Here is a 14,423-nt window from a genome sequence, read left to right on the forward strand (position 1 = left end):
CGCGATGCTTACCAATGCTTACTCTGGAACACAACGGGCGCCGCCGGCGTTCTCACCTTGCACCAAAGATGCGAATGCAGGCGCGGCGGACGACTAAAGCGGAGGCAGCATGCAAGACAACGGCGCACCTGCGCTCACGGTCGAGGAAACGCTGATCACCGAGGCTCTGGTGAACCGCCCGAACCGACTGCCCGACTACCAGGGCGAGAGCCGTGCGCTTGCTGCGCTCACGCAGGAAATGGCGAGCAATCCCTCAGGCGTACTGCCTATGCTCGCGCGACTCGCTCTCGCACTTTGCCGCTCGGGGTCGGCTGGCGTGAGCGTGCACGAACGCGAGGGCGCCACGGCCCGGTTCCGCTGGCGCGCGGTGGCCGGCGAACTGGCCGGCGACGTGAACCGGACGCTTCCCGGCGACGACTGCGCGAGCGGCGTGACCGAGGGGCGCAACACCATGGTCCTGTTCGACCGGCCCGCACGCTGCTTTGCCTCGTACGGCGCGATCGATCCGCCCATATGCGAAGCGCTGCACGTGCCGTGGCGCGTCAACGGCGCGGTGGTCGGCACGGTCTGGGCCGTGACGCACGGCCCGGAAAGACATTTCGACGCCGAGGACGCGCGCCTGCTGCAAAGCCTCGCCTCCTGCGCAAGCGCCGCGCACCAGTTGACTAGCGCGCTGAGCGACGCCCAGGACGCTGGCCGCAATCTCGCGCAGCAGGTGGCCGAACGCACGCGCACGCTACAGAACATCAACACGAAGCTCCACGACGAAGCCGAGCAGCGCAAGCAGGTCGAAGATGCGCTGCGTGTGAGCGAGGCACGTCTGCAGGCCGCCATTTCGATCGAAACCGTGGGAGTGCTGTTCTTCGACCTCGACGGCACCATGGCCGACGCCAACGGCGCATTCGAACAGATGAGCGGCTATAGCCGCGAGGATTTGCGCGCCGCGACGCACTGGGAGCGGCTCGTACCGCTCGAATTTCTCGGCGTCACGAAGCGGGCGGTCACCGACCTCGCCACTGCCGGACGCACGCAGCCCTACGAGCGGCAGTTGATCCGCAAGGACGGCACGCGCTGGTGGGGCCTTTTCGCGCCCACCCGGCTATCGGGCACGGGCATGGCCTCGAAGTGCGCCGAATTCGCGCTGGACATTACGGAACGCAAGCGCGTCGAAACCGAGTGCGTGGACAGCGAGGAGCGCTTTCGCGCATTGGTGGAAGGCTTTGCGCAGGCCGTGTGGGAAGCCGATGCCCAAGGTCAGGCCGCGTCGGTCTCGCCGGGCTGGTCGGAATATACCGGCCAACCCGGCGAAGAATGGCTCGGCGAAGGCTGGGCAAACGCCGTTCATCCCGACGACCGAGCCTACGCGCTGCGCCAATGGAAGGACGCGATCGCGGCGCAACGTGTGGTGAACGCGGAATTCCGCCTGCACGTCGCCGCGGGCGGCTGGCGCTGGACCAACGTGCGCGCGGCGCCGATCTGGAATCCGGACGGCACGGTGCGCAAGTGGGTGGGCATGAATATCGACGTGGACGACCGCCGCGGCGCCCAGGAAGCACTGCGCGAGAGCGAGACGCGCTTTCGCGCGCTAGCCGACGCGTCGCCCGCGCTGATCTGGCAAATCGACACACAAGGCAACACGGTCTATTTGAATCAGCGTTATCTCACGGAGATCGGCCTCACACCCGGGCAACTGCTCGAAACGGGCTGGCACACTATCGTGCACCCGCGCGATCTACCCGGCTTTCTTTCGCGCGTACAGACCGCGCAGCACGACCATTGCGCCTTCCAGAGCCGCCTGCGCGTGAAAGTCAAGGACGCAAGCTGGCACTGGTTCGAAGCCTGCTGTGCGCCGTGGTTTTCCGCGAGCGGCGAGTTTCGCGGCCACGTGTGTGTCTCGATCGACGTGACCGAAGCCGTGAACGCCGAAAACGCGCTCAAGGAAGCCGACCGGCGCAAGGACGAATTCCTCGCGACGCTCGCGCACGAACTGCGCAATCCGCTCGCGCCCATTGCCAATGCGCTGCACCTCATCCGGCGCAGCGCGTTTCCCGCGGACTGCGCTCCGATACTCGACATGCTCGATCGCCAGGTGCATCACATGGTGCGGCTGATCGACGACCTGATGGAAGTGTCGCGCATCACGCGCGGCAAGATCGGTCTCGTAAGGGCGCCCGTGGCGCTCGCGGAAATCATCGAAAATGCCGTTGAAACGAGCCGCCCCGCCATCGATCAGGCACACCATGAACTGAGCATCACGCTGCCCGACACGCCGCTCGTTCTCGACGCCGACCGCGTGCGGCTCACGCAGGTCTTCGCGAACATGCTGAACAACGCGGCGCGCTACACCGACACGGGCGGCCGGATCCGGCTCGACGCTACGCGCGAAGGCGAGTGGGTCGTCGTCGCGCTGAGCGATACGGGCATCGGCATGTCGGCCGGGCAGATTGATCAGGTATTCGAAATGTTCACGCAGGTCAGCCGCCCTGCCGACCGCAACCAGGGCGGCCTGGGCATTGGCCTCACCATGGTGCGCCATCTCGTGCGCATGCATGGCGGCACGGTCGAGGCGGCGAGCGGCGGCCCCGGCAAAGGCAGCACCTTCACCGTGCGCCTGCCGCTCTCGCAGCAGACGGCCGCAGACGCGCACGAGGCCCCGGCGGCCGTGGCGCGCGCCGCGAAGCCGCTCGCGGGCAAGCGCATTCTCGTGGTCGACGACAACCGCGACGCCGCCGATTCGCTCGCCATGGTGCTCTCGGGCGAAGGCGCGCAAGTGCGCGTGGTCTACGACGGCGCCGCCGCTCTCGGCGCGCTGGAGCAGTCGGTGCCCCATTCGGTCGTGCTCGACATCGGCATGCCCGGCATGGACGGTTACGAAATCGCGCGGCAGGTTCGTCAAAGCCCGCGCTACGTCGGCCTGCAGATCATCGCGCTAACAGGGTGGGGGCAGCACGCCGACCGGCTGCGCTCGCGTATGAGCGGCATCGACTCGCATCTCACGAAACCGGTCAATTTCCACACGCTGTTCGAGCTGCTGGTCGCGCGGTGAACGGCCCCAACGTGCAGGTCACACGCCGTTGCCCCCGAGCGTCTTGAGGCTCTTCCACTGGCCCTGCTGCACCTCGAAGAGCGTATAAGGCGGCTTGATGAGGTCGCCGTGCGGATCGAACGCGATATTGCCCGTCACGCCCACCACCGTCACCTTCGGGAAACTCGCGACGATCTTCGCGCGGTCGAGCGAATCGGCGTCACGAATCGCCTTGATCATGGCGAGCGCAGCGTCATAGGCGAATGGCGCATACAGTTCGACATCCTGATTGAAGCGCGCCTTGTAGCGCTTCGCGAACGCCTGCGCGGAAGGCAGCTTGTCGAGCGCCGGCCCCGGTTCGAGGTCCTGCGTGCCCTCGCCCGCCGGGCCCGCGATCTGCAGGAAGGCATTGCTCTTCAATGCGCCCGCGCCGAAGAGCCGCGCAGGCATGCCGAGCGTGCGCATCTGCTTGGCGAGCATCGCGCCCTGTTCGTCGAGGCCGCCAAAGAAAATCACGTCGACGTTCTTCTGCTTGAGCGTCGTGAGAATGGCGCGAAAGTCCACGGCCTTGTCATTGGTGAACTCGCGATCGACGATATTGCCATTGGCCCCCTTGGCGCCTTTCTCGAACGCGTCGGCGAGCCCCTGGCCGAAGGCCGTGCGGTCGTCGATGATGCCGATGCGCTTCGCCTTCAACTGCTCCACCGCGAATTTACCGGCGATCACACCGCCTATGCCGTCGTTGCCCATGGTGCGAAACACGTTCGCGTAGCCCTGCTGGGTCAGCGCGGGGTTGGTGGAGCCCGGCGTGATCATTGCGACATTCGCGTTGTGATAAACCGCCGAAGCGGGAATGCTGCAGCCCGAGTTGTAATGGCCGATCACGCCGACCACGCCGTCGTCCACGAGCTTTTGCGCCACCTGCACGGCCACGTGCGGATCGGCCTGGTCGTCCTGCACGTCGAGCTCGTACTTCACCGGCTTGCCTGCAATGACGGGGTGTTTGGCGTTCTCCTCGTCGATCGCGAGCTGCGCGCCGTACTGCAAGTCCTTGCCGACGCGCGCCACCGGGCCGGTGAGCGGACCCGCGAAGCCGATCTTCACAACCTCGGGGTCGGCCGCCTGCGCGGGGCCGTGCAAGCCCATCAACCCGAGGGCCATCGTTAGTACGAGTGTGCGGCGGTTCATGATGCTCATCCTCGCTGGGAGACTGTTGCGGTGGGTGTTACGTGGTGAGTGGCTGGAAACCCGGTTAAAAACGACGCGGACTATAAGGCGTGAGATCGAGGGCAGGCGCACGCTTTGCAACGAGGTCGGCAACCACGCTGCCCGTCACGCCGCCGAGCGTCACGCCCAGATGCTGGTGCCCGAATGCGTAGATCACGCGCGGCGAGCGGCTCGACGCACCTACCACGGGCAGCGCGTCGGGCAGGCTCGGCCTGAAGCCGAGCCAGTCGCTGTCCGGCTCCGGCAGTCCGGGCAGCGCCTCCTGCGCGGAGCGCGTCAACAGGCGCAGCAGGTCCGCGTTCTTGCCCGCTCCGTTGGCCGCCAGCTCGACGGTGCCCGCCGCGCGAATGCCGCCGTCCATCGGCGTCATGTAGAAGCCGCGCTCGGCCCAGCCGCACGGGCGCGAAATTCGGTTAGCAGTGCCGGGAAAGCGTACGTGATAGCCGCGCTCCACGCCTAGCGGCACCGCGTCGCCGCATTGGCGCGCGAGGCGCCCCGAAAACGCGCCCGCACACACAATGGCCTGTTCGGCTGCATGTGCCTCGCCCGCGGTATCGATCAGCTTCACCGCGCTTTGCGCCGGCTCTAGTGTCTCGACAGCCACGCGCCGATGCACGAGACCGCGCTCCGTCAACACCGCATGCAAGGCTTGAAGAAAGGCGCGCGGATCGCTCAGAAACCAGCTGCCCTTGAAGAGGGTGCCGTGCGCGAAGAGCGGCGCGAGGCCCGGCTCCAGTTGCGCGATCTCGTTGCGCGCGAGCGTTTCGTACTCCACGCCCAGCGAGCGCCGCAACGCAAGCGCCGGCTGCGCGGCCTCGAACGACGCCGCGCTCGAATACAGGTAGAGGCATTCGCGTTCACGCACGAAGGCTGCGAGCGTGTCGACGGTGAGCATCTCGCGGTAGCCTTCGAATGCGCGCGAGAGCAGTTGTGCGAGGGCGTTCACGCTTCCCTCGTAGCGGCGCGGCGTGGCGCTCAGCAGGAAACGCGTGAGCCATGGCGCAAGCGCCGGCACGTCGCCCCAACGGATGCGCAACGGGCTCGTTGACGAGAACAGAAAGCGCGGGATGTTGCGGAACACGTCTGGGTTGTTGACGGGAATGCACGCATAGTTCGCGAACGTGCCCGCGTTGCCGTATGAAGCGCCCTCGCCCGGCCCCTGCGCGTCGTACAGCGTCACGCTGTGCCCGTCGCGCATGAGCCAGTACGCGCACGACAACCCCACGAAACCCGCGCCGATGACAGCCACTTGCGCCATTACTTCTTCCAGTTGGTTGCGGGCTCACGGAAATCCTGCGCGTGAGTCCTCTTGCGTGTGAGCACGTAAGCCGCCGACACCACCGCCAGGCTCGCGAGGCTCGCCATGAGCTGGCCCGACAGCGCGTGGTCGAAGCCCATCGCGCAGAGCACGCCGGCAATAGCCGCCACGACGGCCCACGAAAGCCAGGGAAAGAGCCACATCTTGAACGTGAGCCGTTCGGGCTCCGTTGCCTCCAGGCGCCGGCGAATCACGATCTGCGAAACGGCGATGGAGAGATACACGAACAGCATGACCGCGCCCGATGCACTGACGAGATAGAGGAACACGCCCTGCGGCGAAACGATCGCCGCGACGATGGCCACGTAGCCGACGATGCTGCTCGCGAGCACGGCGAGGCGCGGCACGCGGCTCTTCGAGAGCGTGAGTAGCGCGCGAGGGGCGTCGCGCCGCTCGGCGAGCCGGAACACGATGCGCGAGGACACATAGAGCCCGGAGTTCAGCGCCGAAAGCACAGCCACCAGAACGATTGCATTCATGATGTCAGCTGCGCCCGGAATATGCATGGTTTCGAGCGCGGCCACGAACGGCGAGTAGCCCACCTTGATGCTCGCCCATGGCACGATGCACGCGATCACGAAGAGCGAGCCGACATAGAACGAGCCGACGCCCGGATGCGCGAGCGCCATCTCGCCAAGCATGCGCATGACGAACAGCACGACGATGCCCGCCATTAGATAGCTCAGGCAGGCCGCCGGTCCCATCGCGTTGATGGTGGCGCTGCTGCCGACAAACAGCCCCGCGCCGATAATTCCGCCGAGCGAAATCATCGTGACGTGCCGCTTGCGCAGCGAATGGCCAAGGGGTGTGGATGTTCCGTCTGAAGCGGATGTGGATTGCCGGGTTGCCACGAGCCTGTCCTCCTGTAATACAGTGCGTGTTGCGCCGAGCTGCTGGCCGAACAAAACCTTGGATTCATACTCACACAATAATTTTTTGTGTGCAATTGAAAAGTCTTTGTGTGGAGATCGGGAATTTCCCTGGAGGACGGTCTTTCGGTCTACGGTATAAGCAGCTAAGCTCTTGCCAGATATCGCACTATTGGGTTAAAGATGCGGCAGCAGCCTTGGTGATGCATCTCAGAGCAGCACGGCGATGTGGCAGACGATCGAGTTTTGTATGGAGATACTACTTGCATGAAAGCCGACGATTACCAGACAAAAACGGATGACAATATCCAGACAAAATGTCGTCAAGCCACGTATCTGGAGGTCTCCCGCAATCTCGAGGAGCAGGTGCGCAGCGGTCGGTACCCGCCCGGCAGCCGCTTGCCGCCGCAGCGCGATCTGGCCGTGGAACTGGGCATCAACGTCTCCACCGTATCGCGCGCGTATAAGGAATTGCAGGCGCGCGGACTGATCGTGGCGAGCAAGCGGCGCGGCTCGATCGTCACCGGCGGGGCCATGCCTGCCGTCGGCGCCGCGGCGCAGCGCGGCACCCAGGCGAGCGGCGGCGAAGCGAGCGGCGTGGTGGACCTCACCGTCAACCGGCCGGCGACCGGAGAATTTCTCGCGCAGCTCGCCCGCACGATGGCGTCGATCTCGCGCGACCCGCGCTTTGCGCAAACCCAGGAATACCAGCCGCCCCAGGGTGCCGAATGGGCGCGCGCGGCGGGCGCGCAATGGATCGCCGCGCCCGGCTTCACGCCCTCGCCCGAGAATCTCGTCGTGACGAGCGGGGCGCAGCATGGCCTCTATGCGGTCCTGAGCAGCCTGATGGGACACGAAGGCGTGATCCTGTCCGACAAGCTGACCTACTACGGCCTCAAGGCGCTCGCGCCCGTGTTCCAGTTCGAGCTGGTCGGTATCCCGAGCGACGCCGAAGGCCTCCTGCCCGATCAGCTCGAAGACGCGTGCCGCCGCATGCCGGTGAAGGCGATCTTCACCGTGCCGAACCTGCAGAACCCCAGCGTGGTCACGATGAGCCTCGAGCGGCGCCTCGCGCTCGTGGAGATCGCGCGGCGGCATCACGTTGCGATCATCGAGGACGACGTGTATGGGCCGTTGCTACACAAGCGCCTGCCGACCATCGCGAGCCTGTGCCCCGAGCTGACCTTCCACGTGGCCTCCACCTCGAAAGTGCTCGCGCCGGGACTGCGCATCGGCTATCTGCTTACGCCGCCGCATGGTGCGGCGCTCGCTGCCGAAGCCGTGCGCACGACGGCGTGGATGCCCGCGCCGCTCACCACGCTCATCACCACGCGCTGGATCGAGGACGGCACCGCGCACCTCATACTCGAAGCACAGCGTGCGGAGCTGCAGGCACGGCAGGAACTCGCGCTCGAGATCCTGCCTCGCGATCTGCTCAACAGCGACCCGGCGTGCATGTTCGTCTGGTTGCGTGTGCCGGCCCCATGGCGTTCCGACGACTTCGCCGCCAACGCCCTCGCGCGCGGCGTGAACACCATGCCCGCCTCGGCGTTCGCGGTGGACCGCTCGACGCTCGAGCACGGCGTGCGCGTCAACCTCGCGTGTGCAACCTCGCGGGAGCAACTGGCGCGCGCGCTGAAGGTCCTCGCGCGCACGCTGCAGGACCGGCCGCGCGCCCTCTTTGGCACGATCTAGGCCGCACTCGTATTTTCCCCAATGGGCTAGCGTCGACGGGCTCGCCGCCGGCGCGAGCCCGTCGAGGATCCGCACGACCATCCGCAATTTCTTCCGTTGCAGGTGCTCCTCCCGCAGCGCGAATCGGTCATAACGTCCGCGATGTTAGGCAACGACGTTGCACACCATCCGCTGGCTGGTGGACTTTGCATCCATCTGCATGGCGTGCGCACACATTCGGGTAGCAGGAAGCAAATCAGGTACTAGAATGCATTGGTGCAAGTGATGCAAAGGCAGTCTGTTCGGCAGGAACGTTCGGCAGTTTGATGTTTCGAGTTCGTCATTGGAGGCATGCTCATGACGTGCCTGAACGAAAAGATTGTCGGTGCAGCCTTTTGTATGCTGAGCGGTTATGCATTCGCTCAGAGCACCGGTGTGAACATTCCCGAAACCATGACGGTCGCCAATATCCCGTCCATGCCTATGGAAGTGGTTCCAGCGCTACCACCGGAACCTCAGGCGTACCTCCGCCGGTACGAAATGGGATATCAGGCGAATCAGCCAAAACCGTTTTACGCGCAAGTCGAAAGTTTTTATAGCGCGCCGGCGGCACAGGACAAATACCATTACGACTTCGTGAAATCTGCGCCTGGGAGCCGTTACGGTGAGCAGCAGGCTGCACGGCCAACTTCCGATTATCTGCAGATGGGCCCTTCTACAGCGCCGCAAATCTCGATTCTTGAGGTGCCGGACAGCACGCTGAACATCGGCGCGCAGCCTCAGCGCAGGCTCTCGCTGACCGTTGACGAGTGGGTGTTTTCCGCCACCGCGCGCGTCGCCATTCTTCATTCGCATAGCACGGGCGCAACGGTTACGGTTCGACGCGGTTTCTGAATGCGCGTGTTTTATTTAACCGTCGAATCGAAAGTCATTAAACGGACCACGTAGCTGGTTTTGTCATGGGCACACCTGTGCATGGATGGCGCGCCCCGTTGCGGACATGATCCGGACATCGGCTCCCTGCACGTCACCTGCTTTTGTATGAACAGGTGATCCATCACGTCAACTGTTCCCTCACATGCGGATTTTTCTGTTTTCGCGCGCGCTCGCATTTCGGGAACGGCGCATGCTACAAGGCATCGCGTGCTGAGCCCTGCCTTGCCCGATGAATCCTCCCCATACGACCGAGACGACTGATAAGCCCGCCATCATCGAAACCACGCTGCCCGCGCGCCTCGATCGCCTGCCGTGGGGCCGCTTTCACGTGCTCATTGTCGTGGCGCTGGGCGTCACCTGGCTGCTCGACGGTCTCGAAGTCACGCTGGCCGGTGCCGTAGCGAGTGCGCTAAAAACGAGCCCGGTGCTGCGTCTCGACAACGCGCAGGTGGGCCTGGCCGGCAGCGCGTATATTGCGGGCGCGGTGTGTGGCGCGCTCGGTTTCGGCTGGCTCACGGACCGTCTGGGGCGCCGCAGGCTCTTCTTCATCACGCTCGCCGTGTATCTGCTTGCCACCGCCGCGACCGCGTTCTCGTGGAGCTTCGCGAGCTTCGTGGCGTTTCGCGCGATCACGGGCGCGGGCATCGGCGGCGAGTACGCGGCCATCAATTCGACGATCCAGGAGTTCACGCCCGCGCGCGTGCGCGGCTGGACTGACCTTAGCATTAACGGCACGTTCTGGGTGGGCGCGGCCATTGGCGCGGCGGGCTCGCTCGTGCTGCTCGACCCGCACTTGCTGCCCGCGGACTGGGGCTGGCGCGTGTGCTTTTTCATCGGCGCGGTACTCGCGCTCATCATCTTGCCCATGCGCCGCTGGATTCCCGAAAGCCCGCGGTGGCTGCTCACGCACGGCGAGCACGACGAGGCGAAGCGCATCGTGGAGGACATCGAAACGGGCTTTCGCGATGCGGGCCATACGCTGGAAGATCCGCCTGACGACCCGCTGCGTCTGCATGCGCGCAGCCATACACCGCTGCGCGCGGTGTTCCACGCCATATTCGTGCGCCACCGCCGTCGCGCGCTGGTGGGTCTTTCGCTCATGACCGCGCAGGCCTTCTTCTACAACGCAATTTTCTTTACCTACGCGCTCGTGCTCACGGAGTTCTATCACGTGCCGGGCGGCGACGTGGGCCTCTATCTGCTGCCGTTCGCGCTCGGCAACTTCCTCGGGCCGATCGTGCTGGGGCGGCTATTCGACGTGATTGGCCGGCGCACGATGATCGCCGCGACCTATGCGCTCTCGGGCGTACTGCTCACGGTGAGCGGCTGGCTGTTCGAGCAAGGCATGCTCACGGCGACAATGCAAACCGGCGCGTGGATGGTGATTTTCTTTTTCGCCTCGGCTGCCGCGAGCTCCGCGTATCTGACCGTGAGCGAATCATTTCCGCTGGAGATTCGGGCGCTCGCCATCGCCGTGTTCTATGCGTTCGGCACTGCACTGGGCGGCATCATCGGCCCGGCGTTCTTCGGACGACTGATCGATACGCACCAGCGCAGCGAGGTGTTCACGGGCTACGTGGTCGGATCGGCGCTCATGCTCGCGGCTGCACTCGTGGCCGCGATCTGGGGCGTGGACGCGGAGCGCAAGTCGCTCGAACATGTGGCCGCGCCGCTTTCGGCTGTCGGCGAGGAGTAGGTTCGCTGCGTTACTGCGTTGCCTTCTGTGAAGGTGCGTCGCGGTCCAGCGCCTCGAGTTCGACGAACAGCTCGGGCAATGATTTCTTCATCTTAGCCATCACGAACGGCAACCGGTGATCCCTGACGTCACTGAGAGGCTTTCCGGGACGAGTCGTCTGTGGCGAGCAGAAGCTGGTCGACGAGTTCGAGCTTCAGCGGCCTATCGGCGTCGAGCTTCGTTTTCTCGATCACGTATTTCCAGCCGTTGCCGTTACCCGGGTTCCGGAAGTACGCGACGATGGCCACGTACTTCGTGTCGGCTTTCATCGGCTGCGAGAGACTCGCCGACGCCCCCGGGTTCAACGCAGCGGCCATGCTGTCCTGCAGGTCCTGCGCGAGTACCGTGCGGTCGTTTTTCAGGAGATCGTCATACGATGCGCCATCGAACAGCTTGCGGTCCCTGAGCTGGTAGATGCGTACCGCGACCGAAGTCGGCCGGCCGGCATCGTCCGGATTCAGGGCCGCGCGCGCGGACAGATCGACGTTGAGTACCTTGACCTGTTTGTGAAACACGGCGTGCCAGGCACTCGACGACGTGTCCGACACGGCCTGCCAGGCGCCGCAGGCCGACAGCAGAAAGGCAGATGCAACAGTGGCAATGGTCAGGCGGATAAACATCATGGTTTCCCCGGTTATGTGCGTTTTGGAGTCAGGTAAGGATTGGGCGCAGGTGCGGGGAACGCCTCGGTCACACCAAGCGCAATGGTAATCGTGCGCTCTTCCACGGCAGGCAGCACCGTGGTCCAGCCAAGACGCGGTGCTGGCGTGGCCGATGCCGTGCTGATAGTGCCAATCGTGCCGATGGCCGGCAAAGGCGCGATCCGCGACGACACCTGCATGCGCAGATGAACGTCGGCTTTCACGCCCACGTAAAGGCGTACGAATGCCAGCAGTTCACGGTTCAGCCGCGCCCCCGGCAAGAGGTCGTGTGCCTGTTGTGCGTTGGCGGGACGCAGCGTCACCCGAACAGCACGACTGCGATAGGCAAGGCGCCGACCGAGCACGTAGCCCCCGCCTAGCCGCCCGTGAGCGCCGTTCTCCGATTCCTGCTCCGGAGGACGTGAGCCAAGCGGCCTCGGTTGGCCGGGGCGGGTAAGCGCCGGGAAAAACTCGTCGGCGCGCACTTCCACGCCCGGCACGGCCAGCGCAATCACTCCCGCGAGGCCCTCTGGCGTCCGGGTTTTCAGGCAAAGCAGGCCCAGCAGCGCAAGCATGCGGCAATCAGGCAGCCCCGCGCGTCCGGGCTTGTCGCCCCAGCCAAATCCGATCAGGCTCAGCAGGTTGCGTGAATGGGCATCGGTCCCGCCCGGCCGGAAGCTCTCCGGATAGCGGTACTTCTTCCATGCGCGGTACAGCATCGTGAGGAAGCGGTGATCGAACCGGTCGAGAAACGACTCGACCACCTCATGCCCCTCCTCGCGCAAGACAATGTCGTCGATCATGTGCGGCGGTACCGCCGCATCGACGCCATACAGACCCATGAAGGTCGTGCGCACGGTGGGCCGCACCGACCGCGCGGTTTCATCTGCCGCGTCGCCGAAGTCGACGGCGGCGACTTCGCCCGCAGGAAATCCGACGCGTGGCCATGACCCGAAGCGCACGCGTTCATGCTCGGGCGTATCGCGCGTGCCCACGCCCGGTCGATCCGGCGCGCTCACCTCGAGCAGGCGGCACAACTGCATGAAGTTCATCCGGGGCGCGCGGGCCAGCAACGACGCAACCAGGGGCGCAAGATTGGGAAAATCCTCTGGCCTCATAGCGGGGAACGTTCTGCCTTGCTGCGCGGCCACACCGTGCGGGTCTGCGATGGCAGGCTCACGATCGAGAGCTTCGTGAACAGGTTGATTTCCGCGTACAGTGCGAAGAACCGGTGCAGCAGTTCGCCGAACAGCATCACGTCGCCCTCGCCCGCGAATGCATGGGAATCGAGCGTGACTTCGATCAGCACGCCGCGCTCGACCGAGCCGCCCGACACCTCCTCGAGCAACTCCTCCGAAACCCAGAGAATGCCGTTAAGGCGTCGCCGGTTCAGTTCGTCATCGGTCCAGTCGTAGAGGCCGAGCGCGCCGCGCAGCACCTCCGCGTCCATCAGCGACAGGAAGTTGGGCGCAAGATGAGATAAAACACGCCACTGGAACCGGTCATCCGTCGGGGGATAGAGCGGCAGCGTGGGCGCGACCAGGTTGCGCACGCCGGCGACGTTCGGCGTGCTCGCGGCGAGTTCGCTGAGACTCGCCTCGCGCAGCCCCTTGCGCGGCAGCATCCCGTTGGTGCCGGTCACGCGCAGCGAGAGGCTTTCCTCCGGCAACGTCTCCATCGTCTCCCAGGCGTGTCCACCCAGGACGACCCACGTCTCATGTAGTCCCGACATGCGCGGGCGCACCCGCGCGTGGAAGTACCGCTCCGGCGCCTCGTGACGCAACATGCCCCCGCGATGGCGGAACGTGGCAAACGGGACGTATTCGTAGCGCTCTGCCGTCACATGGTCGAAGGCCTCGATCGCATCGACCGCATACGTTTCGACGTGTTCACCCCGATGGCCCGCCGGCACGACACGGTATTCCGTCTCGTGGTGGTTGATCTCGATGGGCTCGGCGTCGAGTTCGAAGAGATTGATGACCGGCGAGCAGAACAGTCGCACGTTGTCACGGCTGAAACGCTGGTCCGACGGGTAGGATTCCTTGAGGATGAATTCCAGCTCGAAGCGGGTTGTTCCCGCGGGCAACCTGGCCACGTCGAGTCCACACAGGTCGACGAAAAGGAACTTTTCCCTGAAAGAAAAATATTCGAGCAGGAGCTGGTAGCCCGAGAACGCCGCGTCGGCCTTGGGCCACAGCCGCTCTTCCGGGGAAAAGCCCGCTGGCTCGATCGTGACGCCAGACAGCGGCAGCGCTTCGCCGTCGCGCACTTCCGGAATGCGCCACAGGATCGAATCGATCTGGCGCGTGAGCGCAAGATGCATCGAAAACGCCACTGGCAGATCGGCGTTCAGGTGCAGGCGCACGCGCGAAAGATCGGTTTCCTCACGCCGCGCTGAACCGTGGACCTCGAAGCCGAGCCGGATGACCGAGCGGCCGTCATTGCGCACCGACGGTCCCGCATGCGTGATGGTGAGCGGCTGCAGCGTCACGGACTGGGTGGTCCGGTAAAGGCACTGCACGGTGCGCGGCGTCGTACCCTCGGCGCCCGCGGCGAGCGGCACACTGATGGGCGCGGAACGCACCGGCACACCCGCTGGCACCACTTCAGTCCTCTGGAGTTTCTCCCGCAGCGGAATCAGCTCGACGACCGACAGCGACGGCATCATTCGCAGATAATGTGGCCACAGCAGGCTCACGAGCCCTTCGGTGAGTTCTGGCAGTTCGTCGTCGAGCTTCTGCTGCAGGCGCCCGGTCAGAAAGGCAAAGCCCTCGTGCAGACGCTCGACGTACGGATCGCGATCGCCCACGCGATCGAGGTTGAGCAGGCGCGCCCGGTCGGGATGCGCCTTCGCGAACTCCTTGCCGGATTCGTGCAGATAGCGCATCTGGGCTTCGTAGTAGCGCAGAATCGGATTGTCCATCGCAATACTTCCTGTTTTTAATTCGCAGTGCAAATCAGATCGAAATCCTGCCCTTCCATCATCTACAGGATTTTG

10 protein-coding genes are annotated in these 14,423 nt (G+C 64.7%); 4 read left to right on the forward strand and 6 right to left on the reverse strand.

Annotation, left to right across the window (positions count from 1 at the left end; translation table 11 throughout):
• Window positions 1-109 precede the first annotated feature (109 nt).
• Window positions 110-3,046: a PAS domain S-box protein gene (locus tag M3I54_RS04455; protein ID WP_254333364.1), complete on the forward strand. Its 2,937-nt coding sequence runs from the start codon at window positions 110-112 to the stop codon at window positions 3,044-3,046.
• A gap of 18 nt (window positions 3,047-3,064) precedes the next feature.
• On the opposite strand, the gene M3I54_RS04460 is transcribed toward M3I54_RS04455, so the two are convergent.
• The 3 genes from M3I54_RS04460 to M3I54_RS04470 all read right to left on the reverse strand — a co-directional run bounded on the left by M3I54_RS04460 (window position 3,065) and on the right by M3I54_RS04470 (window position 6,421).
• On the reverse strand, window positions 3,065-4,213 hold the full coding sequence (locus M3I54_RS04460) for a branched-chain amino acid ABC transporter substrate-binding protein (protein WP_254333366.1): 1,149 nt from the start codon (window positions 4,211-4,213) through the stop codon (window positions 3,065-3,067).
• 64 nt (window positions 4,214-4,277) lie between these two features.
• Window positions 4,278-5,510 carry an FAD-binding oxidoreductase gene (locus tag M3I54_RS04465; protein ID WP_254333368.1) on the reverse strand — a complete coding sequence of 411 codons (1,233 nt, stop codon included), beginning with the start codon at window positions 5,508-5,510 and terminating at the stop codon, window positions 4,278-4,280.
• Window positions 5,510-6,421, reverse strand: a complete 912-nt coding sequence (locus M3I54_RS04470; RefSeq protein ID WP_375542090.1) for a hypothetical protein — start codon at window positions 6,419-6,421, stop codon at window positions 5,510-5,512. Before M3I54_RS04470 ends, M3I54_RS04465 begins: the two co-directional genes overlap by 1 nt.
• Before the next feature lie 285 nt (window positions 6,422-6,706).
• On the opposite strand from M3I54_RS04470, the gene M3I54_RS04475 reads away from it, so the two are divergent.
• The 3 genes from M3I54_RS04475 to M3I54_RS04485 all read left to right on the forward strand — a co-directional run bounded on the left by M3I54_RS04475 (window position 6,707) and on the right by M3I54_RS04485 (window position 10,745).
• Window positions 6,707-8,134 carry a PLP-dependent aminotransferase family protein gene (locus M3I54_RS04475; protein WP_254333370.1) on the forward strand — a complete coding sequence of 476 codons (1,428 nt, stop codon included), beginning with the start codon at window positions 6,707-6,709 and terminating at the stop codon, window positions 8,132-8,134.
• A 336-nt stretch (window positions 8,135-8,470) separates the two neighbouring features.
• Window positions 8,471-9,007: a hypothetical protein gene (locus M3I54_RS04480; RefSeq protein WP_254333372.1), complete on the forward strand. Its 537-nt coding sequence runs from the start codon at window positions 8,471-8,473 to the stop codon at window positions 9,005-9,007.
• Between the two features lie 271 nt (window positions 9,008-9,278).
• A complete protein-coding gene (locus M3I54_RS04485) occupies window positions 9,279-10,745 on the forward strand; it encodes an MFS transporter (RefSeq protein ID WP_254333374.1) in 1,467 nt (488 codons plus the stop codon).
• A gap of 128 nt (window positions 10,746-10,873) precedes the next feature.
• Here M3I54_RS04485 and tssJ read toward each other — a convergent pair whose 3' ends face one another.
• The 3 genes from tssJ to tssF are packed head-to-tail and all read right to left on the reverse strand — an operon-like array spanning window position 10,874 to window position 14,348.
• Window positions 10,874-11,404: a type VI secretion system lipoprotein TssJ gene (tssJ, locus tag M3I54_RS04490; RefSeq protein WP_254333644.1), complete on the reverse strand. Its 531-nt coding sequence runs from the start codon at window positions 11,402-11,404 to the stop codon at window positions 10,874-10,876.
• 14 nt (window positions 11,405-11,418) lie between these two features.
• Window positions 11,419-12,543: a type VI secretion system baseplate subunit TssG gene (gene tssG, locus M3I54_RS04495; RefSeq protein ID WP_254333377.1), complete on the reverse strand. Its 1,125-nt coding sequence runs from the start codon at window positions 12,541-12,543 to the stop codon at window positions 11,419-11,421.
• Window positions 12,540-14,348, reverse strand: coding sequence for a type VI secretion system baseplate subunit TssF (gene tssF, locus M3I54_RS04500; protein WP_302058840.1), 1,809 nt, complete (start codon window positions 14,346-14,348; stop codon window positions 12,540-12,542). Before tssF ends, tssG begins: the two co-directional genes overlap by 4 nt.
• Between the last annotated feature and the right edge of the window lie 75 nt (window positions 14,349-14,423).

The organism is Paraburkholderia sp. CNPSo 3274 (genome assembly GCF_024206475.1).
In the GTDB taxonomy this organism is placed as follows: domain Bacteria; phylum Pseudomonadota; class Gammaproteobacteria; order Burkholderiales; family Burkholderiaceae; genus Paraburkholderia.

What these genes read in the sequence shown, in the direction of transcription:
- M3I54_RS04455 (WP_254333364.1), top strand. Translation starts at nt 110, where the DNA reads ATGCAAGACAACGGCGCACCTGCGCTCACGGTCGAGGAAACGCTGATC.
- M3I54_RS04460 (WP_254333366.1), bottom strand. Translation starts at nt 4,213, where the DNA reads ATGAACCGCCGCACACTCGTACTAACGATGGCCCTCGGGTTGATGGGC.
- M3I54_RS04465 (WP_254333368.1), bottom strand. Translation starts at nt 5,510, where the DNA reads ATGGCGCAAGTGGCTGTCATCGGCGCGGGTTTCGTGGGGTTGTCGTGC.
- M3I54_RS04475 (WP_254333370.1), top strand. Translation starts at nt 6,707, where the DNA reads ATGAAAGCCGACGATTACCAGACAAAAACGGATGACAATATCCAGACA.
- M3I54_RS04480 (WP_254333372.1), top strand. Translation starts at nt 8,471, where the DNA reads ATGACGTGCCTGAACGAAAAGATTGTCGGTGCAGCCTTTTGTATGCTG.
- M3I54_RS04485 (WP_254333374.1), top strand. Translation starts at nt 9,279, where the DNA reads ATGAATCCTCCCCATACGACCGAGACGACTGATAAGCCCGCCATCATC.
- tssJ (WP_254333644.1), bottom strand. Translation starts at nt 11,404, where the DNA reads ATGTTTATCCGCCTGACCATTGCCACTGTTGCATCTGCCTTTCTGCTG.
- tssG (WP_254333377.1), bottom strand. Translation starts at nt 12,543, where the DNA reads ATGAGGCCAGAGGATTTTCCCAATCTTGCGCCCCTGGTTGCGTCGTTG.
- tssF (WP_302058840.1), bottom strand. Translation starts at nt 14,348, where the DNA reads ATGGACAATCCGATTCTGCGCTACTACGAAGCCCAGATGCGCTATCTG.